Origin of the sequence: Paenibacillus sp. MAHUQ-63 (genome assembly GCF_028765165.1) — a bacterium.
GTDB lineage: Bacteria > Bacillota > Bacilli > Paenibacillales > NBRC-103111 > Paenibacillus_E.
The window spans coordinates 619,668-646,666 of sequence record NZ_JARADB010000003.1 but is presented as its reverse complement, the minus strand read 5'-3'; the positions used below and the strand labels follow the sequence as shown (position 1 = coordinate 646,666).

The following is a 26,999-nucleotide window of genomic DNA, read 5'->3' as shown; positions in this document are numbered from 1 at the left end:
CACATGATAGATAAAGAAATGCCGGATTGGGAGAATCTTAACGTGCTTGAGCGCTATGCGGAGCCTCCGAGTACCGGCTACATTCCATACGCAGACGCTGCGACGGCGCTTACGAACGAGCGGGCGCTTTCGCCATACTATCAGTCGCTGAACGGAAGCTGGAGATTTCTATATGCCTCCAGCTCTGCGGAAGCACCCCAGTCGTTCTACGATCCGGCATACGAATCCGATCATTGGTCTACGATTCCGGTACCGGGCAACTGGCAAATGCAGGGATACGGACGCCGGCATTATTCCAGCAGCTACTATCCGTTCCCGATCGACCCGCCGCATATACCCGGCGATAATGCGCATGGCTGCTACCGCAGAAGCTTTCATATTCCGGACGCTTGGCAGGACCGGCAAGTATTCCTCGTTTTCGAAGGCGTTGATTCCGCTTTCCACGTATGGGTGAACGGAGAATTGGCAGGCTATGGGCAGGGCAGCCATTTGCACCATGAATTTCAGATTACTTCCCTGCTGCATGCGGGAGAAAATATCGTGGCCGTCCAGGTGTACCAATGGTGCGATGGCAGTTATCTGGAAGATCAGGATAAATGGCGGCTCAGCGGCATCTTCCGCGATGTGTATGTGAAAGCGACTCCTGATGTGCATATCCGGGACGTTGCCGTGCAAACGCATTTCCTTCAACATTCCCCAGATGCCGAGCTTGACGTGCGGATCGCTTTGAAACGTTATGCCGGGGCAACGGGCAGCTGTAGTGTAAGTCTTACCCTATGGGATGAGACGCGCCAGATCATTCACCGTGAAGCGGCCGATCCGCTTCAGATCACCGGCGACGAGACGCTGGCGCTGCGCATCCCGGTAACGGCACCGCGCAAGTGGTCGGCAGAGGATCCGTATTTGTACGGCTTAGTGTTGGAGCTGTTGGATGAAACGGGGGTTTCACTGGAATCTGTAAGCGTTTCCGTCGGGTTTCGGTCAGTTGCCATCGAAGCCGGGCGGCTGCTGGTCAACGGTACGCCGGTTACGCTCAAAGGCGTGAACCGGAACGAGTTCCATTCCACGCTAGGTTTCGCCATTCCGCTTGAATCGATGGTGGAGGACATCCGCCTGATGAAGCAGCACAACATGAATGCCGTGCGCACATCCCATTATCCGAATGATACGCGCTGGCTTGATTTATGCGACCGTTACGGATTGTATGTTATCGATGAGGCCGATCTGGAAACCCATGGCATGCATTTTATCGGCAATGAAAGCCATCTGGCTGAGGACGCGAGCTGGCAGGAAGCGTTTGTCGACCGCGCGCGCCATATGGTGGAACGGGATAAAAATCACCCGTCGGTCATCATCTGGTCCCTTGGTAACGAATCGGGGTACGGCATCAATCATGACGCCATGGCGTCGTGGGTGCGGCAGGCCGATCCGACACGTCCGATTCATTACGAACGGGCCAGGGATGCCGCAATCGTAGACATTGTGAGCTGCATGTATCCTTCCTTGGATGCGCTGATTGAAGAAGGGAAGAAAACGGACGATCCGCGGCCTTTCCTGATGTGCGAATTCGCGCATGCGATGGGGAATGCGTCAGGCAATTTGCAAGAATATTGGGATGCGATCGACGAGTATCCGCGGCTGCTCGGCGGCTTGATCTGGGAATGGGCGGATCTGGCGGTGCGCAGGCAAACGGAAGACGGGCAAGAATGGTACGCGTACGGCGGCGATTTCGGAGATCATCCGCACAGCGGAAACTTCTGTATCGACGGTCTCGTCTTCCCGGACCGTACGGTCAAGTCTTCGCTCATTGAGTTCAAAAAAGTGATTGAGCCCGTCAGAATCAAAGCGGTTGATCTGCACGCGGGCACGGTTCTCATCGAGAATCGCTACGATTTCTTGTCCTTGGACCACCTCGACTTCTTCTGGCAGCTGCTGCATGACGGCGAAGTCGTGGAGCAAGGCGAGCTGCCGCAGCCGGATGTACCGGCCGGCGGCAAGGGCTTGATCGTCGTCCCCATCAGCAAGGCGTACGAACGGTTGGAAGGCGAGCGCTGGCTTCGCCTGCGGGTCACGCTGCGGCGTGAGACACGCTGGGCGCAGCGGGGGCATGAGGTGGCCTGGGCAGAGCTGCCGCTGGCCGCTAAGCAGTTAGCCGCTCCGCACGTCAGCATGAAGTCGATGCCCGGCTTGCGGGTTGCGGATCATCAGCATGAGGTGCACGTCCACGGGAACGACTTCCACATCGTTTGGGACAAAAACAGCGGCCATCTGACCGACTTCTCATATAACGGACTGCCGCTGATTGAAGCGGGTCCCGTCGTTAATATGTGGCGCGCCACGATCGATAACGACTCCCGCCAGTCGAAGGAGTGGAAGAAGGCCGGGTATGATGCCTTGCAGCAGCGGGTGAAGTCGTTCACGATCCTTCCCCACGGGAATCAGTCCGTGCAGATGAAGGTGAAAGCGACGTTGGGCGCAGCCGGATTAGGCGCATGCTTCGAAACCTGCGTGGCTTACACGGTATACGGATCGGGAGATGTCGTCATGACCGTACATGTGAAGCCGCGTTCCGGGCTGCCGCTTCTGCCGCCTCTGCCGCGCCTGGGCCTGCAAATGGTCATGCCCGGCGGCTTCGATCGATTCTCGTGGTTCGGGCTGGGCCCGCACGAATGTTATATCGATCGGAAGACGAGCGGCAGGCTCGGTGTGTATCACGGATCGGTTCAAGATCAGTATGTGCCGTACATTAAGCCGCAGGAGCACGGGAATAAAGCCGATGCCCGGTGGGCGGCGGTCACGAATGCGCTTGGCACAGGGTTGTTCATCGGCGGCATGCCGATGTTCGATGTAAGCGTGAGCCACTATGCCACGGCGAATGTTGCAGCTGCGAAGCATACGACAGACTTAGTCCGGCTGCAGGAGACGATTGTGAACATGGATTACAGGCAAGCGCCTATCGGCAATCACAGCTGCGGGGAAGCGCCTCCGCTGGAGCGGTATTTGCTCCAACCCGAGGATGCGACATTCCGGCTGCGGCTGAAGCCGTTCTCCGCCCGCGATACGTCGCCGATGCAGCTGAGCAAGCGGTGGCCGGAGCAGGATGCGGTCAGCAGCATGAAGGACGGCCGATTAATCATGCAGGGGGCGGGACAATGATCAGCAGGAAGTTTCCCAAAATGATGTACGGCGGCGACTACAACCCGGAGCAATTTCCCAAAGAAATCTGGGATGAGGATATGCGGTTGTTTCAGCTTGCCGGCATCGATATCGCAACGGTGAACGTATTCTCTTGGGCGCTCAACCAGCCTGATGAGGAGACGTACCGCTTCGAATGGCTGGACGAGGTGATGAACAAGCTGCAGGCGAACGGCATGCATGCATGCTTGGGGACGGGAACGGCGGCGCATCCGGCTTGGATGGCAAGGAAGTACCCCGACATTCTGACCGTTACCTCCGACGGCAAGAAAAGAAAGTTCGGAAGAAGGCACAACTCCTGTCCGAACAGTCCGACGTTCCGCCATTATGCCGCCGAGTTGGCAAGGAGGCTGGCGGAACGGTATAAAGGACATCCGGCGTTGCTGCTGTGGCATGTGAACAATGAAATCGGCATTCGCTGCTATTGCGATAATTGTGAGAACGCGTTCCGGGAGTGGCTGAAGAACCGCTACGGTACGCTGGATAAGCTCAACGAGGCTTGGTATACGCGATTCTGGGGACATACCTACTATGACTGGGAGGATATCGTCCTTCCGAGCGCATTAAGCGAGGGGCTCTCAGGAGGGAACTCCGACCAAACGGCTTTTCAAGGCATGACATTGGATTTCTACCGTTTTAATTGCGACAGTTGGCTGGCTTGTTATCTCATTGAATATAACGCGATCAAATCGGTCATCCCGGATGCGGTCGTCACGACCAATTTCCAGGGGAACGGTACGTATAAGCCGCTTGATTATTTCAAATGGGCGCCTTATCTGGACATCGTCGCTCTCGATATATATCCCGAAAACCAGACGCCGGAAAGCTATATGGCGCTCCGTTACGATCTCATGCGCGGACTGAAAGACGGCGCCCCCTTCATGCTGATGGAGTCGACGCCGAGCGTGCTCAACTGGAAGACGGTGAACCCGACCAAGCGGCCCGGCGTCATGCGGCTTCGCAGCTATCAGGCGATCGCCCGGGGCGCGGAGTCGGTCATGTTTTTCCAGCTGCGCCGTTCGCTCGGCGCTTACGAGAAATTTCATGGCGCGGTCATCGATCATGCCGGCCATGAGCACACGCGCGTGTTCCGCGAATGCGCGGAGCTGGGCTCGGAGCTGCAGCTCCTCGGCGATCGCTTGCTGGATGCGCGTGTGAAGAGCCGGGTCGCCATTGTGTTCGATTGGGAAAACTGGTGGGCGGTTGAGCTGGGAGGCGGTCCTTCCGCACATCTGAAATATCTCGATCAAATTCAGCATTATTACGACGCTTTTTATGAGAATCATATTCAAGTTGATTTCGTCCAGACGGGGTCCGATTTGCAACCCTACGATCTGGTCGTAGCCCCGCTGTTATATATGGTGAAGCCTGGCTATGCGGAGAAGCTGGAAGCGTATGTCCGGCAAGGGGGCAGCTTCGTAACGACATGTTACAGCGGCATTGCGAACGAGAACGACTTGGTGACGGCAGGCGGGTATCCTGGACAGCTGCGCAGCCTGCTCGGCATCTGGGTGGAGGAAATCGATGCGCTGCATCCCGACAAGCGAAACTCGCTGGCTATGCAGCAGGAGCTGGGCGAGCTGAGTGGCTCTTACGATTGCGGGCTGCTCTGCGAGGTGGTCCACGGGGAGGGTGCAGACACAATCGCCACCTTCGGCAGTGATTATTATGCAGGCTCTCCGGCTTTAACCCGGAACCGCTTCGGCAGCGGAGACGCTTGGTATGCAGCGACGAATCCAAGCCGGATCTTCCTGCGGCAGTGGATGAAATGGCTCTGCGACAACAAGGGAATTACCCCGATACTGGAAGCACCGGACGACGTCGAAATCGTTCGCCGCGAGCACGCAGACAGGCAGTTTACTTTTGTACTGAACCATAGCGACGAAACGCATAACATACCGGCTGGGAAGCACGAGCAGCAGGAGCTCCTTAGCGGCATGCGCGTGAGCGGGGATCTCTCGCTTCCGCCCAAGAGCGTCATGATTCTCGAGACCCCTAAGGAGGCTGTTGCGAGTGGAAGCGACTGAGCGACTGCGCCGCCAATTTGCAAATCCGTCCGCCGAATACAGGTCGCTGCCGTTCTGGGCATGGAACGACGACTTGGAGGAGGAAGAGCTGAAGCGGCAAGTGAGGCAAATGAAGGACCAAGGCATGGGCGGATTCTTCATTCATTCGCGCGATGGGCTGGAAACCGTCTATATGAGCGAACAATGGATGGAGCTCGTTCGCGAGACGGTGGAGACCGCGGAGGCGCTCGGGATGCAGGCGTGGCTGTATGACGAGGACCGCTGGCCGTCGGGCTTTGCCGGCGGCCTCGTGCAGGCGCGCGGCGGTGATGCTTTCCGTGCCAAGGGCCTGACAATGGAGGTGCTCCGCGGCACTGCGGCGTCTGAAGTGGCAGCCGATGGGGCCGCTTCCTTGAATGATGCCGTGGCATTGTTCAGAGCCGTCATCCGCGACAGGGAATTGCTTCACTGCGAGCGGCTTCAACCGGGTGCCGCCGCTGCGGACGGAGATGCGGATGCCGCGCTGCTCGTCTTTCGTGTCGAGGTGTCGGAGCGGAGCGCCTGGTTCAACGATGAGGCGCCGCCGGATCAGTTGAATCCCGACTCCGTGCAGGCGTTCATCGACATTACGTATGAAGCTTACAAGCGGGAAGTGGGCGGGCATTTCGGCAAAACGGTCCGCGGCGTTTTCACCGACGAACCGAGCATCCACGACCGCCACTGCAAGTTCACGGAAGGGCGCGGCTGGATGCCGTGGAGCTGGTCCCTGCCTGATTATTTTCAGGAGAAACGCGGATACGATTTGCTGGATCTTGTCCCATACTTGTATTTCAACGGGGAGCGATCCGCAGAGGTACGTCACGATTATTGGCGGACGATCACCGAACGGTTCAGCGAATCCTACTCCAAACAAATCGGCGAATGGTGCGGGAACCATAACCTGTCCTTCACCGGCCATTATCTCTGGGAGAACAATTTGGGCACAGCCACCCGGGTTTGCGGGGCGGTGATGCCCAATTACCGCTATCAGCACGTTCCGGGCATCGACATGTTGAACGAACAGACGAACGAATACATAACTGTCAAGCAATGCACCAGCGTTGCCCATCAATACGATCGAAGATTCGTCCTTACCGAAACTTACGGCTGCACGGGCTGGGGCTTCACGTTCGAAGGGCAGAGATGGATCGGGGACTTTCAGTTCGTGCTCGGCGTGAATCTGCGATCCCAGCATTTGGCGCTTTATTCCATCAAGGGATGCCGGAAGCGGGATTATCCGCCGGTCTTCAATTACAACACGAGCTGGTGGAAATACAATGCCGTCATCGAACATTATTTCGCCAGACTGTCTGCCGTTCTGAGCGAAGGGCGTCCGGTTCGCGACGTTCTCGTGCTGCATCCGGCTTCGACGGCATGGAGCATGATCGGCACGGCGCCTTACGGGTTTCCGGCCCGTGGCAAAGACCCCGACGTTTCTGCGGCGAACAAGTACGGCCATGCGTACAACGAATTTCTCGGCAAGCTGCTCAGGGCGCACTACGATGTCGATCTCGGCGATGAGACGATCATGGCCGAGACCGGCGCCGTCCGCGGAGATCAGCTGACCGTCGGTGCAGCGGAATACCGGGTTGTCGTCATCCCGGAAATTCGGACGATGCTCGGCAGTACGTTTCGCTTGCTGATGCAGTTCTTGGACGGAGGAGGCCGGGCGATCGCGGTCGGCCCCCGCCCCGCCATGCTGGAGGGCAGGGAAACGAGCCTTCTGTCCGGCCTCTACGAACATCCGCAGATGACTCTTGTTCCGGATGCGGAGCAAGCCATTGCGGCGTTGGAGCAGCGGCTGCCAAGGAAGGTCAGCATCCGGGAAGCGGATGACCGAGAATGCTCCGATTTCCTGTATATGTTAAGGGATTTGGGAGACAGCCTGGCGCTCTTCGCCGTCAACAACAACCGCGAGCGCAGCCGCCGCGTAACCATCTCCGTTGCGATGGAGAACGAAACCGGTCATATGGAGGAATGGTGTGCTTTGACCGGCGAGGTCAAGGCGGTAGCCACGAGCTTCGAAGACGGCTGCGCCATCTTCCAGGAGGAGTTCGGTCCCGCGGATTCCAAGCTGTACGTCTGGCATAAGTCAAGCCGGCAGTCAGCTGTGAAAGAGGAACGGCCTGTACAACCCGCAGCGGTCGCACAGGAGCTGGGGCCCGTGTGCAAGTTCACCCGGACAGAGCCAAACGTATTGACGCTGGACATTTGTTCCTACCGCATGGCGGGAGGCGAGTGGTCGAGCGGGATGGAAGTTTGGCAAGCCCAGCGGGCCGTTCGGGAAGCTTTGGGCATGAGGCAGGTGTATGGCAACGGCATCGAGCAGAGGTATAAATGGATTCACGAGCCTCATCCCCAAGACGGGCAGAAGGTCGAATTCAAATTCACGTTCCAGGCTGCAGCCGTACCGCAAGAGCCCGTATATGCCGTTGTAGAATCGGCGGAATATTACGAGATCCAGCTTAATGGGGAGCCTGTGGCGAACCGGCCGGAGGGATGGTTCCTCGATAGGACGTTCGACAAGATCCCGTTACCCGGCTTAAAGGCTGGGGAGAACGAGTTGATCTTATCGTGCGGCTATCTGAACCGGATGGAAGTGGAGGATATTTATGTGATCGGCTCGTTCGGCGTAGATAAGGCAAGGCGCATAACGGACGAACCGGAAGAATTGTCGTTCGGAGACTGGTGCGAACAAGGTTATCCGCACTACAGCGGCAGCATGATTTATCATTTCGACGTTCAAGCGGACGACCTGACGGACAGCCGGAAGGTGCTTGCGCTTGGCGATTATGCGGCAGTGACCGCCGAGGTGCGGGTGAACGGCGAGCACGCCGGGCATATACCATGGCGGGCTGCGAACCGCCTTGATCTCACGGAACGGCTTCACAAGGGTCCGAACAGGATTGAGATCGAAGTGATGGGCAGCCCGCGCAATATGCTGGGGCCGTTCCATCAGGCGGCCGGCGAGAGTGCGACAACGAGCTGGGCGTCCTTCCGCCAAGAAGGGCAGCATTTCACCCCGGACTATCGGCTGCGCCCTTATGGCTTATTTGGGCAAATTAATTTATACACAGAGAGATGGAAACGGAGGGTTGAGCATGAAAATCCATAAGTGGGGGCTGTTCGTAATAACCTGCATCCTCTTATGCGCTGCACTATGGCCAGCATCAGCATATGCCTCGGTGAAGTACTCCACCTATACGAAGGATAGCCGGGGCAATCTGATCTGGCTTCAGCCGTCATATTTTCCACTGGGTGTCATCGGGCAAAATTTGACCGCGACGGATCCCGCCAGCAAGGCGCTGATCAGCTCGCCGATGAAGAATCCGAAAGATATTTTCATCGATGCGAAGGGGGAAGTTTATATCGCCGATACGGGCAATAACCGGCTCGTGCATATGACGGAAACCGGGAAGCTCCTAAGGTACATTACACTGCCCGACAATCCTTTCAATAAACCGGAAGGCGTATTCGTTACCGGTGACGGCAGCATCTATGTCGCCGATACGGGGAATAAGCGGGTGCTCAAGCTGGACGCCAGCGGCAAGCTGGTGCAGGAGTACAAACGTCCGGAATCCCGCTATATCCCCGAAACGTTCGTATTCGATCCGGCCAAGGTCATGGTCGACGAGCGTGAATTCATGTATGTCGCCGTACACGGCAGTTATGAAGGGCTTGTGATGATTGACCCGAAAGGCAAATTCCAGGGCTTCTTCGGCGCTAACAACACGGCGCTTTCGCCTTTGGATGCCTTGAAGCGAATGCTGTACACGAAGACAATGTACGCCAACGAGGTCGCCAAGCGGCCGGAACCGATCAACAGCGTAGCTACGGATAAGAACGGGTACATCTTCACCGTCACCGGCGGAACCGCGACAACGAATCAATTGAAGAAGCTGAACGTCAAAGGCGACAACTTGCTTCGCGGCTCCTCCAAACCGTTCGGGGAAACCGCCCCATGGGACGTTCCGGCGGAAGGGGTCGTCACAGGACCTCAATTGAGCGACGTTGCCGTAGATCAGAGCGGTAACATGATCGTAGTCGATCAGCAAAATAAATATATCAGCCATTATGACGCCTCAGGCAATTTGCTCTACTTCTGGGGCGGCGCCTCTGCGATCGGTTCCTCCCAGGTCGGGCTGCTCAAAAGCCCGGTCGCGCTCGATGTGAACAGCAGGAACGAACTGTTCGTGCTGGACGATCAGGAGAATATCGTGCAAGTATTCCGCTTGTCGGAATTCGGGCAAAAGGTCGACCAAGCGAACCAGCTTACATTGGCCGGCCGTTACGAGGATAGCGAGCAGCCGTGGAAAGAGGTGCTCCGTCTCAATGGACAGTTCGCACCGGCTTATCTGGGGCTCGCCAAGTCGGCTTTCAAGAAAGAGCAGTATGAAGTGGCGAAAGATTTGTTCAAGGAAGCGGGAGACCAGCAGGGGTATTCCGATTCGTTCTGGCAGATCAGGATGCTGTGGCTGCAGCAAAATTTCTCCTGGATTGCCAGCGTGCTGGTGCTCGGCATCATCCTCTACATCGCGGCGGACAAAATGACGGCGAATCGCGAGTTCCGGACGAGATGGCGCAACCGGCCGAAGAGCCAGAACCGCTTCATCGCGAACACAAGGCTTGTGCTGCATATTTTGAAACACCCGATAGACGGATTCTCCGCGATCCATTATGAGAACAAGGGGAGTTATCTGAGCGCAAGCGTCATTCTGCTTTGCGTCTATGCATCCCTGATTATCAGCCAATTTGTGACAAGTTTCTCGTTCAATCCGAAAACGTTCGTGGACATTTACTCCACGTTCACCCAATTCTTCATCGTCTGGTTCGCTTGGATTATAGCTAACTATCTCGTCAGCTCGATTTATCGGGGAGAAGGGCGGTTCAAGCATATTTTTATCGGCAGTGCTTACGCTCTCCTGCCATACATCGCCATCGGCATCCCGCTGGCCATCGTGTCCAATGTGATGACGATGTCGGAGTCGTCGATCTACCAATTCATGGGGAACGCCATGACGGTATGGATCGGACTGCTCATCTTCTGGAAAATCCAGAATGTCCATAATTACACGTTCGGCGAGACGATCATGAATATTTTCCTCACGATCTGTACGATGCTTGTCATCGGCGTGTTGATTTTCATTATTATTGGCCTCACCAGCGACTTTGGATCATTACTTTATCAGATGTATCAGGAGGTGACCTTGAGATGATCCGGATGATCAAAATGAATAAAACAGCCATCATCGTTACCATCCTGATCTTGGCGGCCATCGGCATTTTCCTGACCCGTGTGAAGATTGAGTTCAAAGCTCCGGACGGGCGCGTCGCACAGGCGGCGCAAGCCAACACGGCAAGCGAGGTGAAGAGCGTTCCGGCCAAGCTGCCGGCCGATGCGGATTTCAAAGAAGTGGCCGACTCCGGCACGTTGAAGCTGAAGATGGATGAGAAGACCGGACATTTTATCGTCGAGGATAAACGGAACGGCAACGTCTACCGCTCCTACCCGGATCCGAAAGATTGGCCGCAAGAGAAAATTTCCGAAACGTGGAAGAAGCATCTGGCCTCTCCGCTGATGGTTCAATATGTGGATTTCTCGAAAAACATTTTGCAGGCCAAAGAGACGAACCTGGCGGCAGAAGGCGGACGGGTCATGGACGTCCAAACGATTCCCGGCGGCTTCAAGCTTACCTATGAATTGCCGGCAACCGGGTTTACGATCCCGATTCAGGTGACGGTTGAGCAGGATTATGTAGAAACCAAAATTATTCAAGAAGGTGTAAAAGAAACGAAGATGGGGCTCGTATGGGTCAGACTGTTCCCGTTCATGGGAGCGGAGTACACCAAAGGCCAGGACGGATATTTATTCATTCCCGATGGCGCAGGAGCTCTGGTTCGATTCAAAAATAACGAATTGAACGTCAACAAAATGTATGACGAGTTGGTATACGGACAAGATATCGCCTTTCCGGGAATCAACAACAACCGCAACAAAATCATGATGCCTGTGTTCGGCATGAAATCGGGAAGCAAAGGCTTCCTGGCCGTCGTGCACGATGGCGACGAGTATGCCGACATTGTCGCAGCGCCAGCCGGCGTCCTGAGCAACTACAACTGGGTCGGGGCGCAAATGAACTACCGTTCGAGCTTCCTGCAGTTTACAACGCGAAACACGGACGTTCCGGACTCCTGGGGATATGTCGATTATAACCGGGAACAGTGGTTTGGCAGCGACCGTACAGTCCGGTATTACATGCTGGACGACAAGAAGACGGACTACGTCGGCATGGCGGAAGCATACCGCCAATATCTGATGAAGGAGAAAGGCGCACAGCCCGTCACGGTCAAAGATCCGAATATTCCGATGTTTACGAATATCGTCGGGGCGGACCGGGAAAAAGGGGTGGTCAGCGACCGTTATCTCAATCTGACGACGACGAGCCAGGGCATGCAAATCGTCGATGCCCTGCACGCGAAAGGGATCAAGAATATGTCCCTCACGTTCTCCGGCTGGCAGAAAGGCGGATACAGCTCCTTCGGCCGAACGTTCCCGGTCGATTCCCACATTGGCGGCGATTCCGGCATGAAGGCCTTCATTGACCATGCGCATGGATTGGGATATCCGGTCTATTTGGAGGCGCAGTACGCGCTTAACAATACGAAGAGCGGCGGCTTCGACGAGAAGTTCAACGCGATGGTGAACTTGGCAGGCCGCACGCTGATGCAGAGCCCTCTGTTCAACCGTGAGCGGACGCCGGTCGTCAGCGATAAATTCGTCGAGCAGATGGTGGATAACGATTTGCCTACCTACAAGGCGATGGGTGTTGACGGGCTTGCCGTCGGACTGCTCGGGCAGCGCCTGTATAACGATTACAACACGGAATACGGATCGTCGAGAGAAGAGGCGCGCACCATTCAGGAGCGCATTATGAAGAAGGTCAAAGATACGCTGGGCGGCGTAGCGGGAGAGAAGTCGAATGTGTACGCCATGCCGCATGTCAATTACATCCGGGGCATGGTCTATGACAATTCCTACGATTTGTTCTCAGACGAATCCGTTCCATTCGCGCAAATTGCTGCGCATGGGCTCGTTACGTACTCTTCCGAGTATGTGAACAACCGTCAGGAAGATGTGAACGATTTCCTGCGCGATATCGAATACGGGGCGGCGCCATCGTTCGTCTTCACGCACGCGGAAACGAAGACATATGTGAATTCCTACGGCTTGCGCTATTACAACACGTATTTCCCGGACTGGGAGAAGTTTGCCGCAGATCAATATAAGCTTTACAATGAGGCGCTCGGCGACGTGCAGGACCAATTCATTACAGGTCACCGGAAGCTGGCCGAAGGCGTCAAAGAAACGACATATGCGAACGGCAAAAAAATTATCGTCAACTATAACTTGACGGAGTACCGGAGCGGCGATTTGGTCGTACCGGCACATAACTTTGTTGCCATTCGGGGAGGAGGAGGCCAATGAACCGCAAAGCGAGAATGAAGTCAACCCTGATTGAATATTTGGAAGGAACGCTGTTTATCGCCCCGTGGTTCATCGGCTTCATCTTCTTCATGGCGTTCCCGATCGGATACTCGCTGTTCATGAGCTTCCAGGACGTCACGATCACGGCGACGAAGACGACGACGCGCTTCATCGGATGGACCCATTACAAGTACATCCTGTTCGAGAACGGGAGCATTCTGTACAACCAACTGCTGCCGTTTCTGCGCCAGGCGTTGTTTATGATTCCGATCATCGTCATTTTCGCCCTGCTCATCGCGATTATCTTGAATCAGAAGTTTCCCGGCCGGACGTTCTTCCGGGCCATCTTCTTCCTTCCCGTCATTCTGGCGACCGGGGAAGTCGTGAAGGAGTTTCTGACGCAAGGCGAGGGCGATCTCGGCTTCATGTCCAAATTCAACATTTCCGGCCTCATTCAGGCCAACTTATCGGCCACATGGTCCGACCCGCTCATTTCCATCCTGAATTCATTCGTCCTTATCTTATGGTACTCAGGCGTTCAAATCATGATCTTCCTGGGCGGAAGACAGACGATTTCGAACTCGGCGTATGAGGCGGCGCGCATCGATGGAGCGGGCCCTTGGGAAACGTTCTGGAAAATTACGCTTCCCGCTATGACACCGTTCATCTTCCTCAATTTGATCTATACGGTTGTCGATTTGTTCACCTTCCCGACCAACCCGATCTTATCGAAGGTAAGGGAAAGCGAGTACGGCCAGTACAGTGCGTTGTTCTGGATTTACTTCTCGATCATCGCCTTCTTCCTGGTCATCCTGTTTATCATTTTCGCCCGAGTGACGAAGTCGCATCGCACATAACCATCAAACGATTGGAGGGATGAAGCTATGTTTCGTATCAAATTGAAAGAAGAGCAGACGGCCGGCATACTGGATCTGCTCAGCAAAGTCCGGTATGCGGTTATCGGAAGAGAAGCGGATAAAGGTCTGCTGTTCAAGCTGTTCATTTACTTGATCCTGATCGATACGGCCTACATCTATTTGAAGCCGATTCTGCACATGATTACGACGATGGTCAAAAATGCGGACGACTTGCTCGATCCGGCCGTCAATTGGTTCCCGAGAACGATCTATCTCGGGAACCTTCAAGAGGCATGGGAGTGGATGAAATATCCGAAGGCGCTGGGCATTTCTTTAAGCCTCTCGCTGTCGGTTGCGATTCTGCAAACACTCTCGTGCGCTGTTACCGGTTATGCGTTCGCAAGGCTCAAGATCCCGTTCAAGCGGGTGCTGTTTTTCTTCCTCATGCTGACGTTCATTGTGCCGATGCAGGTTACGATCTTGCCTAACATCATTTATGCGAGGCAGTTAGGGCTGCTGAATACGATCTATCCGATTATCGTTCCTGCCTTCTTCGGTCTCGGTTTGAAAGGCGCGCTGTTCGTCATCATTTACCGCCAATTTTTCTCTACACAGCCGAAGGAGCTGGAGGAAGCGGCGCGCATCGACGGAGCGGGCGTGTTCAAGATTTTCTATAAGGTTATGATGCCGTTAGCCAAACCGGCCATCCTTGTCGTTTTCCTGTTCTCCTTCATATGGACATGGAACGATTTCTATTTACCGAGCATGTATTTGTCCGATATTGAAACGGCCCCTTTATCGCTCGGTATCGAGAAGATCGCATCGGCGCTGCGCCAGCAAGCCGAAGCCTACGGACCGTCGGTCAATGATGAAGCGATCCGGATGTCCACGACTTTCTTGATGATCATCCCGCCTCTGATCTTGTACACGTTCACGCAGCGTTGGTTCGTAGAAGGCGTAGAACGTACAGGTTTGGTTGAGTAGCAGATGACGATCCAATAAGAACGGAGGTACAAGAAAAATGAAACGTTTTATCGCATTATGCTTAATCGGCGCTACGGTTGTCACCGTAGCGGCGTGCTCCAAGGCGGAGTCGGCAAGCGCGCCGGCCGGCCCGATCAAGATGCTCTATCTCAAGCGGGGGGAAGGAACGAACGATCCCTATGTCGTGAAGCATTTTGAGAAAAAGGGCTATACCGTCATCGACATGGCGGATAACGTTTTCAAATCGGAGAATGTGAAGGGGTATAACGTCGTCTATGTCAGCCCTACGGTCAATTCTTCCCGGATCGATGCCCAACTGAAGCAATCGGCTGTGCCTGTCGTTTATGCCAAGCCGCAGGTAGCCGGCATTTCTCAGCTAACGGGTCTGCTGGATTATAACGAGCTCAGCGCGGCCAAAACGGTGCAGATTAAAGACAGCAAGCATCCGCTCGCTGCGGGTCTGAAGGATCAGGTGGCGGTTTACAAAAACGAAGGGAAAATCGGTTACGCTCTGCCCGGCAAAGAAGCTACGACGATTGCAACTGTGCCAGGGGATGACAAAAAGGCCGTCGTGTTCGGCTATGAGAAAGGCGTGAAAAACTTGGGCAACGAGCCGGTGCCGGCACGTCAAGTATTCTTCTATTTGTCCGCTGGGGAAGAAATGAATCAAACGGATGACGGCTTCAAGTTGTTGGATGCAGCCATCGAGTGGGCTGCCAAGAACGGTTCAAAATAATCAGGGATAACCTTGACTGGGAGGAATTTGTTCATGAAAAAATTAAGCGCCGCCGTCATGGCTTGTATGGTATTGGCATTATCCGCATGCAGCTCGGTCCCGACTCAGCAGGCGGCAAACGTATCGAATCAGCCCTCTTCCACGAATGCAGCCAAAACGCAAAGCAACGGGAAGAGCGTGCTCTTCATCGGCCAAGAAGGGGGCGGAGACGGCATTGTCATTAAGCGTTTGAAAGAAAAGCACGGGATGAATGTAACCATCGTATCCGACAAGGAAGTAACCACCGAGAAAGCGAACGGCTTCTCGCTCATTTATGTCAGTGAATCGGTCAACTCGGGGAAAATCAAGGACAAATTCGTGGCGACCCCCGTGCCTGTCATCTATGACGAGCCGCAAGTATCCGCTGACATCGGCATGAGCGATCCGGATATGAACGGCCAGCTCGAGAACGGCAATGCCGCTAAGACGATTCAGATCCGCAACAGCCAGCATGCGCTCGCAGCCGGTCTGCAAAACAACGTGGACGTCTACAAAGATAACGGGAAGATGGGCTGGGTAACACCAGGCAAAGACGCAATCGTGATCGCTACCGTGCCGAACGATGAGATGAAGGCGACCTTCGTCGCTTATGAGAAAGGCGTGACGAATCTCAAAGGGAAGCCGGTCGCTGCGCGCGAGGTGTTTTTCTATTTGATGAACGGAGAAGAGATCAATCAAACCGAAGACGGCTGGAAGCTGTTCGATGCTGCCGTTAACTGGGCGCAAGGAAAGAGCTAATAGCTGAACTGGAGAAGGAGGCGGACGTGTTGAAACGTTTTATTTCCTGCTTGATCCTCGTCGTATTGATGCTAACGGCAGCCGCTTGTTCAACGGAAACGCAGAAAGCTTCCGGCATGGCTAAGAAAGCGCTGTATGTAGGAACGGACAGCGCGAACGACCGCATTGTGATGAAGCATATGCGGGAAATAGGCTATGAGGTGACATTGACGGCCGACAAAGAGCTTACCCCGGAAATGGCCAAAAACTACGGAGTCGTCTATGTCAGCTCATTCGCCGGCTCTCATCGCGTGGCTGATAAATTATTGACCGCGCCTGTGACCGTTATTTATGCGAACGGTAAAATATTGGGGCAAGTCGCTCTTGCCAGCAAAGACGATTCGGATTACGGCGAATATTCCGCTCGGGGCATCGCCATCAAGGACAGCAAGCACCAGCTTGCCGCCGGATTGTCCGGCACTGTGGACATTTACAAGGAAGAAGCCAAGATCAGCTACGTCGTGCCGCAAGGTGGCCACATTGTCGCTTCAGCGCCTGATAACGAGAAGCGGGCGGTCATCTGCTATTTCGAGAAGGGCGAGAAAGATATGAGAGGGGAGCCTCTGCCGGCCAGACGGATGTTCTTCAACTTAACCGGCGGGGAAGAGATTAACCGCAACGACAATGGGTGGAAACTGCTTGATGAAGCCCTTGGCTGGGCATCCGGCCAAAAATGAGGGGGGAAAGATGCAACAAACAACCTATAATGTTGGAGATCTCCCCTAATGTAAACGTAATCATTTCGTAATAAAGTAAAAGCATACAATAATTGAAATTTTGATTGGGAGGTTCATAGAGAAATGAAGAAGGTCCTAAAAGCCACTTTAATGATCACCACGGCCTTTGCCATCGTGACAGGTTGTACGTCTGAGCCTGAAACCGCATCGACCGATACGCAGCCCGTTGCCTCAGCCAAAGCGCCGGATAACGAAATTTTCATTTATACCGTATATCCTGCATTCTATGCGAAAGAAGACATCTGGGAGAAGCAGGTCGGACAATACCTCAAGAAGAAATTCCCGGACCTTACGTTCAAGCACGTTCAGTGGGATAACCCGGGTCGGCAGTATAAAGATCTGATTGCCGCCGGAACGATTCCGGACATTATTATCGACAACGCGCGGATGAATCTGCAGCGTAACATTTTGAAGAACGATCTGCAGTACGACATGACAGAATTGATCAAGAAATACAACTTCGACACAAGTACATTGAATCCTGCGGCGATGCAGCAAATGAAAAATGTGACGCCGGAAGGAAAAATTTATGGCTTGCCTTTCCAATTAAGCGATTTCGTCTTGTTCTACAACAAAGATATTTTCGATAAATTCGGCGTCGACTATCCGAAGGATGGAATGACCTATGATGAAGTGTATGAACTGGCCAAAAAGCTCACTCGCGTAGAAGGCGAGAAGACGTACAAAGGCTACCAGCAGCATCCGGGCCTATATATGACTTATAACCAGCTTTCGCTCTCTCCTTTGAGCTTGACGGAAGATAAGGCGGAGCTGAATACGCCGGCTTGGAAAAAGCAAGTTGACAATTTGAGACGTTTCTATGAAATACCGGCTAACCAATTCACTTCGGTCGATGATTTCCCGAAAGGGAATATGGCCATGAGCGTTCACGTGACGGAGAAGATCGTACAGTGGTATGAGCAGAACAAAAACTTGAACTTCGATATCGCAGCGATGCCGTCGTTCTCGGATGCTCCGGGCGTGAAAGCGCAGCCGAACTTGTACTCCGCTTATATTTCCAAGCAATCGACGAAGAAAGATCAAGCGTTCCAAGTCATTCAGTACCTGCTGTCGGAAGAAATGCAAATCAACTTCGCTAAGGAAGGGATTATCGGACCGCTGCAAACGCCTAAAGTACAGGAAGCGTTCGGTAAGAACCTGCCGCAGATGCAGGGCAAGCACACGGAAGCGATCTTCTACGGCAAGAACGCAATGCCGCCGGCTGCTCGGGCTGCAGGCTTGACTTACATCGACGTACCGGTACACGGCGTGTTCCAGCCTCTGATCTTCGGAGAGTCCAAAGATTCCGTAACGGCACTGCGCATGATTGAAGAATCTTCGACCAAAGCGATTCAAACTGAGAAAGCTGCACAATAAGGCATGCGGATGGCTCCTCCATACTGAGTGTGGGGGGCCCTTCATTCCGCTTTGAAAAGGGAGGGATCCATTATGAAACGTTTTCTAACCATGCTGATGGTGGTGTTCATGACCATCACGATGATTGCGTGTTCATCGTCGGAGCAAGCTGCTAATCCGACTGTTTCCGCAACGCCGGCGCCCAGCGTGACGCCGTCTGCGACAGCAACCGCTACGGCGGATGTCAAAGCTTCCGAGACTCCTGCTGCAAGCGCTTCACCTTCCGCCTCTCCGTCGGCTGAGGCTTCAGCTACGCCGGCGGCAACGACGGAAGCTGCGAAAACCGCCAGCCCGGCACCGGCAAGTTCGGCTCCAGCTGCAACAGCGAAGCCGACGGCAGCTCCCGCTCAGACGCAAGCTGCTGCGCCTGCGCCGTCCGCCAGCCCGGCTGAACCGGCTCCGGCAGCGGAGATTTCGCCGCAAGGGAAGAAGGTGCTGATCGTCGGCCGTGATTCCGATCCTCTTCCTGTAGAGGACACGGCGATTGCAGCCCGCTTGAAGGGGATGGGCTTCAGCGTTAGCCATTTGCCCGACCGCGAGCTGACGGTTGAAGCGACGAAAGGTTTCGACTTGATCTATATCAGTCAAACGACGAATTCCAAGTTCCTGAAGACAGGCGTCATGAAAGAAGTTACAGTTCCTACGTTTTATGTGAAGAGCCATGGCATGTTCTATCTCGGCTTGTCTTCCCAAGAGGAAGGAACGACGGTGAAGAAAGCGAAAGCGATCGAAATCGTCGACAGCAAGTCGAAGATTGCCGGCGGATTATCCGGCACTGTAGATGTCTATACAGAAGTTGGCGATAATTACGGCGTCAGCTACGGTGTTCCAGGTAAAGAAGCAAAGGTCATTGCGACACTTCCTGGAGATAAAACGAAAGCAACCGTTTATTACTACGATAAAGGCACGAAAGCCGATAACGGATTTGCCGTAAAATCGCGCGTATCGTACTACTATTGGAGTAACGGCATGCAGGACGTTTCCACGGATGCGGGCTGGAAGCTGTGGGATAACCTTGTCTTGTGGACCTTGCAAAACGGGTAATATGATTCGAACGTAGTGGCATTGAAGGAGGCATAAAACCGAATGAAGATGTTAAAAGCGAGCTTCGCGCTTGCCCTTACGCTGACTTTGGCGGCGGGATGCACTGACGAGGCCGCTCCGAGTCCAAGCGGCACAGGTGCTCCTAATTCGCCGCAAGCACAATCGTCACCTGAGAACGAATTGTTCATTTATACCGTATGGCCGGCGTATTACGTCAAAGAGGAAATTTTCCAAAAGCAAATTGGCGACTATATCAAAAAGAAATTTCCCAATATTACCATTAAGCATGTTCACTGGGACAATCCCGGCAGGCAGTATAAAGACTTGATCGCAGCCGGTACGATTCCGGACATCATCATGGACGATACCAGAATGAATGTTCAGCGCTATTTGATTGATAACGATCTGCAATACGATATTAGCGAGCTGATCAAGAAGTATAACTTCGACACGAGCAAATTGAACCCGGCCTTCATGGCGCAAATGAAAAATTTGACGCCGGAAGGGAAAATATACGGGCTGCCTTTCTTCAATAACGATTTTGCTTTGTTCTATAACAAAGATATTTTCGATAAGTTCGGAGTCGATTATCCGAAGGACGGCATGACGTACGATGAGATTTACGAAATGGCCAAGAAGCTGACGCGCGTAGAAGGAGATATTACGTATAAAGGCTTCTCGCAAAATCCCGGCCATTATTTGAACTTCAATCAGCTGTCGCTGTCTCCTCTGAGCAAAACCGAGGATAAAGGCGATATGAGCGACCCTGGTTGGAAGAAGCTCGTTGACAATATGAGAAGATTCTATGAAATCCCGGCCAATCAATTCGATACGGTGGAAACGTTCGCTTCGAAGCCGAGTATCGCCATGGCGGTAGCTACGGTGAGCGACCATCTGGTCAAGTTTTATGAGGAGAACAAGAATCTAAACTTTGACATTGCATCCGTACCTTCGTTAAGCGATGCTCCGAACACGAAGTATCAGCCGAACTTGTACTCCATGTACATTACGAAGCAGTCGAAGAAAAAGGATTTGGCGTTCCAGGTCATGGACGCGCTTCTCTCCGAAGAACATCAGATCGAGCTTGCCAAGGAAGGCGTTATCGGTCCGCTGCAAACGGATGCGGTGAAGGCTGCCTTCGGGAAAAACTTGCCGCAAGTACAGGGCAAGAATGTGGCTTCGATCTTTGCCAGTCAAAATGCGATGCCGCCGGGAGCCCGTAATCAAGGCTTGGTATGGTACGACGTTCCCGTTCAAGGGGTCTTCCAGCCGTTAATTTTCAAGGAATCCAAGGACTCGGTGACCGCACTGCGCATGGTGCAGGAAGCGGCCACGAAGTCGATTGAAACGGTGAAGGCCGCTAAATCCACGATCGATCAAGCAGCAACTTCCAACAAGTAGTAAGCAATCTACTATATGTTTGGCCAACTCTAACTTAGGAAGGTGATTCAGGTGAAGAAATTTGTATTCTCGCTCCTATCCATCCTCATCTTGTCCTTAACGGTATTGCCGTTTGCCTGGGCAGCAGAAGCGGATGAGCCGGCGGCAGCCGTCAAAAGCGTCGACGATTTCAAAGATTTGAAAAATTTGCCGCAAGAAGAAAAGGATAAGTTCGCAGCCCTTATTGAAGACGGTGTTTTCAACGGGTTGACGGAAGATACGTTCGGGCTGGATGCACGCATGAACCGCGCACAGTTTGCGAAAGTAGCTGCTATCATTTTCAACTTGGAAACAGACGCATCGCTGACGACCTCTTCTTTCTCCGATGTGAGCATCGATGATGCGGCTAACTCTTATGCACTTCCTTACATCGAAGCGTTGAAAGCCGCAGGTTTGACGAACGGCTATGATGCCGAAGGCAAAACCTACAAACCGGCTGGAGATGTTTCCCGCCAAGAATTGGCGGCATTCCTTATCCGTGGACTTGGTCTGGAAGATGAAGCCACAGCGGCTGAGCCTGTTGCCGACTCTTCAGTAGACGATTGGGCGAAAGGCTATGTGGCCGTAGCGCTTGAGAAAAACTTGCTGACCAATGTGTCCAAGGGCAAATTCAACGGGAAAGCTTCCGCTACCCGCAAAATGCTGGCACTGGCAAGCTATGCGGCGAAGGAAATCCTCGCTGGCAACGAGCCCGTAACGCCTGAAGTACCCGCTACAGAGCCAGACCCTGGCAAAGAACCAACAGCGCCTGCAGGCGAAATTTCCGCTGAAGGCAAGAAGCTTCTTTTCGTAACGCGTCAAAGCTCCCAAATGTCACAGTTGAAAGATACTCCAGATGATGAAGAAATTATTAAGCGTCTGAAGGATCTTGGCTTCAAAGTAACGTGGATCAACTGTGATAAATTGACGGTTGAGAAAACAGAAGGCTATGATTTGCTATTCGTCAGCAACACGCTAAACTCCAAATATTTACGTTCCGGCATGCTGAAAGATGTCGCGATTCCAACGGTTTACTTGAAAAACCATGGCATGTACTATCTCGGCCTTTCTTCCCAAGAGGAAAGCACGAACGAATACAACATCAAATCAACGACAATTGTTGAGCCGAAAGACAAAGCAGCGGCTGGACTTTCCGGAGATGTGGACCTGCTGTTGAAAACAGATCCGAAAACCGCAATTGCTTACGGAATTCCAGGTAAGGAAGCAACGATCGTAGCAACGATCCCTGGCAAACCCAAATTAGCAACGATCTTCTATTACAACAAAGGTACGCACGCAGATAATGGCTATGAAGTGAAAGCGCGCCTATCGTTCTTCTCCTTCGCAGGCAATTATGAGAACGCAACATCTGACACTTGGAAGCTGCTCGATAATCTTGTTTTGTTCACACTGCAAAACGGCTAATGCCTTTGGAACTACAAATGGAACTCCAGTTTGCGAACTGGAGTTCTTTGACTAACCGTAAATTGCCGACACAGGAGCGTGAACTGCCATGCATGCACAGCAACAACCCGGTACCCTGCCCCTTATTCAGGCGGATGGTGTGACAAGAGTGTTCGGACGGGGCTCCTCCGCCGTTCACGCGCTGCGCGGAGCTAGCTTCAGCATACCGGCCAAGCGGCTCATTGCACTGAGAGGACGATCGGGGTCCGGGAAAACGACTTTGATTAACATTCTAGGAGCGCTGGATCGGCCGACGGAGGGACATGTGTTCTTCAACGGCGACGAGATCAGCTCGTTTTCGGAAAAGAGGCGCAACGCTGTAAGACGGAAAGACATGGGGCTTATTTTCCAATCGTTCGGTCTCGTTCCATTGATGACGGCTTACGAGAATGTGGAATTCGGCTTGCGCATAGCCGGCATCAAATCCGCTCATTTCAAGTCGTATGCCGAAAGTGCATTGGAGTATGTGGGCCTGAAGGCGAGGATGAAGCACAGACCGTTTGAAATGTCGGGAGGCGAGCAGCAGCGTGTGGCGATTGCCCGCGCGATTGCCCACAAGCCCGCGCTGATTCTGGCCGATGAGCCGACAGCGGAGCTGGACAGCAAGATGGGAGCGCAGGTGATGCGAGTGTTCAGGGATCTCGTACATAACGAGGGGATGACGATAATTCTTACAACGCATGATCCGGCCATTATGAGCTATGCCGATCATGTTTATGCATTGGAGGATGGACAAATTGTCGATGCGACTTAAGCGAATCTTAATGCCGATGATCGGCGCATGCTGCATGGCCTGGATGCTGAGCGGGTGCTCGCTGCTGCCGGTCGAGGAAGAGGAACTGAAACCGCCGCTTGTCGAGCCTGCCAAGGAGACATTGAGTTTGTACGCCGTGAAACGCGGCAATATTTCGCAGCAAATTACCGGTGTGGCCACCTTTGCTTCGGACAAAATGGATTATTTGTTCTACTCGGAATCTGGCGCGCGTCTAAGACAAATCAATGTGAAATTAGGCGATCTGGTGAAAGCCGGCGATGTGCTGGCTACGACGGAAACGAGCGACCTGGATATGAAAATCAAGCTTCAGCAAATTTCCATCGAGAAGCTTAAAATAACGCTGCAGCAGGCCATGGCCGAGAAGGATGCCGATGATCCCGATATCCGGTTGAAGCTGTTGGATATGGAAAGCGCCCAGCTTCAATTGAAAGCGCTGCAGGACCAGCTGCAAAATTCGCGGCTGACGTCGACGATTAACGGGATTGTTACGTTCATCGATACGATTCAGCCCGGCGATCAAGTGGCGGCTTATAAACAGCTGATCACGCTGTCCGATCCGAAGCAGATGAAGCTGGTCTATACGGCAGCCAGCCAGAACGATCTCGGCGGGGTCGAAGTCGGGATGGATGTAGCCATCAAAATCAAGGATAAGTCTTTTACCGGGAAAGTCGTGCAAACGCCTCTGTCCGCACCGCCGAACAGCAATAAGGCGATCCAGGACAAGAACGCCAAAGCGATATTCATACAAGTGGATACTTTGCCGGAGGGCGTTACGATCGGCGCCCAAGCCGACATTACCATCGTCACCCAGAAACGGGATGACGTGATCATCATTCCGAGAGCGGGTCTGCGCAACTACATGGGGCGCGATTATGTGCAGGTGCTGGATGGCGAGAGCCGCAAAGAGGTGGATGTCGAGAAGGGGATCGTCGCAGCGACGGAAGTGGAAATACGGAAAGGCCTAAGTGAAGGACAGCAAATTATTCTGAACAATTAACGAGAGACTATGGGCTCCGCCCAAAGATCCCTATGTAGCCCCACAAAGTGACGCCAAGCTCCGGAGATGATTCCGATTACTTTGCGGGGGCCCCATACTATCAATTAGGAGGCTAAGACATTGGCGTTATTTATCATGATCTTGCGCAAAATGATCAATAATAAATGGCTTGAGCTTAGCCTGTTGTTCGGACTCGTGCTGTCCGTCGCTTTGGCGAGCAGCATGCCGATTTATACGAGTGCCATTTTGCAAAGAATGTTGATCCAGGAGATGCAGCAGCTGCAGTTGAACAGCAATCAATATCCGGGGATTTTCTGGATATCGGCTGCATTGGGCGAGCAGGACAAACAGACGAAGCCTGTTAACATCAAGGAGACGGAACAATATCTGAAGGAACGGCAGAACAGGTTCGGCATTCCCGCCCAAAACTTTGTCAGCGAGAGAGCGACTCAGCGGTACAATCTGGTGCCGGCAGAGCCTGACAGAATCGATACTCATATCCAAAGATCGGCGGATATATCGGCGATCGACGGGATGGAAAGCCACATGCGTCTCGTGGATGGGCGCCTTCCGGCGAAAGAAGCGGTGGAAGGCGTCTATGAAGCGCTTGTTGCGCCGGAGGCGCTTACCGAACTCGGCATGGTGCTGAATACGGTGTTCGTCATCAATGACGCCAGCTTGCCGCAGCCCGTGTCGATCAAACCCGTCGGCGTGTTCGACCGCAAGGATTACTCCGACATTTATTGGTACAACAATACGAGCAGCTACAAGAACAGCTTCCTGATCGATTTTCAGTTGTTCGAGAAGGATTTCACCGAAGGCGGCAAGTTGAACGTGCAATCGAGTTATTGGTATTTGGCGCTCGATTATAAGCTGTTGACACTGGCCTCGGCCGACGAGTTTCTGTATAACGACTATGCCATCGGCACGTTCATGGATGCCCATTATGAATCTCACAATAAGAACGTACCGGCGTTGCAAACGCTTAGCAACTATTACGTAAAAGAGTCGAATTTGCGGAAAATGCTCTGGTCGCTCAATGTGCCCGTCATGCTGATGCTCGCTTTCTACTTGTTCATGGTAGCTAACTTGATCACAGAGCGGCAGAAGACGGAAATCGCCGTGCTGCGCAGCCGGGGAGCCAGCCGTCTGCAAATCGTTTTAAGCTATGCGGTCGAAGGGTTGGTGCTCGGGGGAATTGCCTTGGCGGTCGGACCGTACCTTGGGGCCACACTAACCAAATTGTTAGGCGCCTCAAGCGGATTTCTGGAATTCGTACAGCGCGCCAAGCTGGAAACCAAGCTCAGCGAAGATGCTTATCTGTATGCGCTGACCGCGATTGCAGCCTCGCTGGTCATGACGCTGATTCCCGTCATCCTTGCAACGCGCGTAACAATCGTAGGCCACAAGCAGCAGTCGGCGAGACTGCAGAAGCTGTCCTTCTGGCATAAATTTTATCTCGATATCGCCATTATCGGCATTGCACTGTACGGCTTGCAAAACTATAAGACAAGAGTCAAGGATATTCTTTCGCTCGGCTTGAAATCGGCGGATTTGCGCGTAGACCCGCTGTTGTTCCTCATTCCGGCGATGTTCATCCTCGGGCTCGGGTTGCTCGTGCTGCGGCTGTATCCCTTGTTCATGAAGCTGCTGTACCGGGCAGGGCAGAAATGGTGGCCGCCAACCGTGTACTCCACGTTAATTCAGGTGAGCCGTTCGATTATTCAGTACCAGTTCATCATGGTCTTCCTGATCATCACGATCGCTACCGGGCTCTTCAGCGCCAGCGCCACACGTACGATCAATCAGAATACGACGGATAAAATCCATTATGCCTCAGGTGCCGATATCGTCATGCAAATTCATTGGGAGAACGATGCGCCGCCTGCGATTCTATTCGGCGCCGAAGGATCCGAGGAAGAGGAGGAAACGGAGGAAACGGATACGCCGGCCGCCGCCCCGCCGAGGGTTCAATACAGTGAACCGTCCTTCCTGCCCTTCACCCAATTCCCGGGTGTCGAGCATGCAGCCAAGGTGTTCACTCGCAAGGATGCCTCTTTTAACAAAGGCAAGACGAGCGCCACTGTCCAGCTGATGGGCATCGATACCAAGGATTTCGGAGAAACGGCGTGGCTGAGGGACAATTTGCTCGATCATCATATCAATGAGTATTTGAACTTGATCGCCAAGAACCCTTCGGCCATCCTGATCTCCAGATCGATCGCAGATGAATACGGCGTTAAGGTAGGAGATACGATAACGGCCGGTTGGTCCAATGTCGAGCCGGCTTCGTTCACGGTATTCGGCATCATCGATTACTGGCCGTCCTGGAATCCGAATCCGGGACCGGGAGATACGGTATCGGTGACGACGAAGTCGGGAACGACGACCAAGGTGAAGAAGCCGATGCTGATCGTCGGGCACCTGGCTTATATCCAGAACAATATTGCGCTTGAGCCTTATGAAGTATGGATGAAACTGACCCCGGAGGCGGGCAGTCATAGCGTATATGAAGCTGTCAGCAACCACGGCTATGAGATCGAAGCCGTCATCGATGCGAAACAGGAGCAGATCAAGGCGATCAAGGATCCTTTTCAACTGGCGATTAACGGCGTCATGACTTTGGGCTTTATCATTTCGGTTGTCGTCTGCTTTTTCGGATTTCTCTTGTACTGGGTGCTCTCGTTATCCGCGAGAACGCTGCAGTACGGGATATTCCGGGCGATGGGCGTATCCGTCGGGCAGCTTATCGTCATGCTGGTTGGCGAACAGGTGATGGTATCGGGTGCCGCGATCTTCATCGGCATTATGACGGGGAACTTGGCCAGCCATTTGTTCGTTCCGCTCTTCGAATTATCGTTCGATCCGGGAACGCAAGTGCCGCCGTTTCAAGTTACGTTCGATCCGCGCGACACCGAGCGTCTGTATGGCATCGTCACCGTGATGATTGCATGCGGTCTTGCGGTGCTGGGACATATCGTTTCGCGAATCCGGATTCATCAGGCAGTTAAGCTTGGGGAGGATTAGG

17 protein-coding genes are annotated in these 26,999 nt (G+C 53.4%); all 17 read left to right on the top strand.

All coding sequences use genetic code 11. From position 1 onward, the window contains the following. The first annotated feature begins 3 nt into the window (after window positions 1-3). Window positions 4-3,156 carry a glycoside hydrolase family 2 TIM barrel-domain containing protein gene (locus PUT07_RS19005; RefSeq protein WP_274469932.1) on the top strand — a complete coding sequence of 1,051 codons (3,153 nt, stop codon included), beginning with the start codon at window positions 4-6 and terminating at the stop codon, window positions 3,154-3,156. Next, complete coding sequence (locus PUT07_RS19000) at window positions 3,153-5,222, top strand: beta-galactosidase (protein WP_274469931.1); 2,070 nt, start codon at window positions 3,153-3,155, stop codon at window positions 5,220-5,222. The genes PUT07_RS19005 and PUT07_RS19000 overlap by 4 nt, the downstream gene beginning before the upstream one ends. Next, window positions 5,209-8,355 (top strand): glycosyl hydrolase, encoded by a 3,147-nt coding sequence (locus tag PUT07_RS18995; RefSeq protein WP_274469930.1) that lies wholly within the window; start codon window positions 5,209-5,211, stop codon window positions 8,353-8,355. The genes PUT07_RS19000 and PUT07_RS18995 overlap by 14 nt, the downstream gene beginning before the upstream one ends. Further along, a complete protein-coding gene (locus tag PUT07_RS18990; protein WP_274469929.1) occupies window positions 8,342-10,456 on the top strand; it encodes a YIP1 family protein in 2,115 nt (704 codons plus the stop codon). The genes PUT07_RS18995 and PUT07_RS18990 overlap by 14 nt, the downstream gene beginning before the upstream one ends. Further along, window positions 10,453-12,726: a DUF5696 domain-containing protein gene (locus PUT07_RS18985; RefSeq protein ID WP_274469928.1), complete on the top strand. Its 2,274-nt coding sequence runs from the start codon at window positions 10,453-10,455 to the stop codon at window positions 12,724-12,726. Before PUT07_RS18990 ends, PUT07_RS18985 begins: the two co-directional genes overlap by 4 nt. Further along, entirely contained in the window at window positions 12,723-13,583 is an 861-nt protein-coding gene (locus PUT07_RS18980; protein ID WP_274469927.1) for a carbohydrate ABC transporter permease, read from the top strand. The genes PUT07_RS18985 and PUT07_RS18980 overlap by 4 nt, the downstream gene beginning before the upstream one ends. 27 nt (window positions 13,584-13,610) lie before the next feature. Beyond that, window positions 13,611-14,567, top strand: coding sequence for a carbohydrate ABC transporter permease (locus PUT07_RS18975; protein WP_274469926.1), 957 nt, complete (start codon window positions 13,611-13,613; stop codon window positions 14,565-14,567). A gap of 37 nt (window positions 14,568-14,604) precedes the next feature. Further along, entirely contained in the window at window positions 14,605-15,303 is a 699-nt protein-coding gene (locus tag PUT07_RS18970) for a hypothetical protein (protein ID WP_274469925.1), read from the top strand. A 33-nt stretch (window positions 15,304-15,336) separates the two neighbouring features. After that, on the top strand, window positions 15,337-16,080 hold the full coding sequence (locus tag PUT07_RS18965; protein WP_274469924.1) for a hypothetical protein: 744 nt from the start codon (window positions 15,337-15,339) through the stop codon (window positions 16,078-16,080). A gap of 29 nt (window positions 16,081-16,109) precedes the next feature. Then, window positions 16,110-16,796 carry a hypothetical protein gene (locus PUT07_RS18960; protein WP_274469923.1) on the top strand — a complete coding sequence of 229 codons (687 nt, stop codon included), beginning with the start codon at window positions 16,110-16,112 and terminating at the stop codon, window positions 16,794-16,796. A 123-nt stretch (window positions 16,797-16,919) separates the two neighbouring features. After that, window positions 16,920-18,233, top strand: a complete 1,314-nt coding sequence (locus tag PUT07_RS18955) for an ABC transporter substrate-binding protein (protein ID WP_274469922.1) — start codon at window positions 16,920-16,922, stop codon at window positions 18,231-18,233. Window positions 18,234-18,305: 72 nt separating this feature from the next. Continuing rightward, window positions 18,306-19,316, top strand: coding sequence for a hypothetical protein (locus PUT07_RS18950; RefSeq protein ID WP_274469921.1), 1,011 nt, complete (start codon window positions 18,306-18,308; stop codon window positions 19,314-19,316). A 42-nt stretch (window positions 19,317-19,358) separates the two neighbouring features. Then, window positions 19,359-20,717 (top strand): ABC transporter substrate-binding protein, encoded by a 1,359-nt coding sequence (locus tag PUT07_RS18945; protein WP_274469920.1) that lies wholly within the window; start codon window positions 19,359-19,361, stop codon window positions 20,715-20,717. 51 nt (window positions 20,718-20,768) lie between these two features. Next, window positions 20,769-22,160 (top strand): S-layer homology domain-containing protein, encoded by a 1,392-nt coding sequence (locus PUT07_RS18940; protein ID WP_274469919.1) that lies wholly within the window; start codon window positions 20,769-20,771, stop codon window positions 22,158-22,160. Between the two features lie 88 nt (window positions 22,161-22,248). Next, complete coding sequence (locus PUT07_RS18935) at window positions 22,249-22,953, top strand: ABC transporter ATP-binding protein (RefSeq protein ID WP_274469918.1); 705 nt, start codon at window positions 22,249-22,251, stop codon at window positions 22,951-22,953. Further along, entirely contained in the window at window positions 22,943-23,971 is a 1,029-nt protein-coding gene (locus PUT07_RS18930) for an efflux RND transporter periplasmic adaptor subunit (protein ID WP_274470883.1), read from the top strand. Before PUT07_RS18935 ends, PUT07_RS18930 begins: the two co-directional genes overlap by 11 nt. 120 nt (window positions 23,972-24,091) lie before the next feature. Beyond that, window positions 24,092-26,998, top strand: coding sequence for an ABC transporter permease (locus PUT07_RS18925; RefSeq protein WP_274469917.1), 2,907 nt, complete (start codon window positions 24,092-24,094; stop codon window positions 26,996-26,998). Window position 26,999 lies beyond the last annotated feature (1 nt).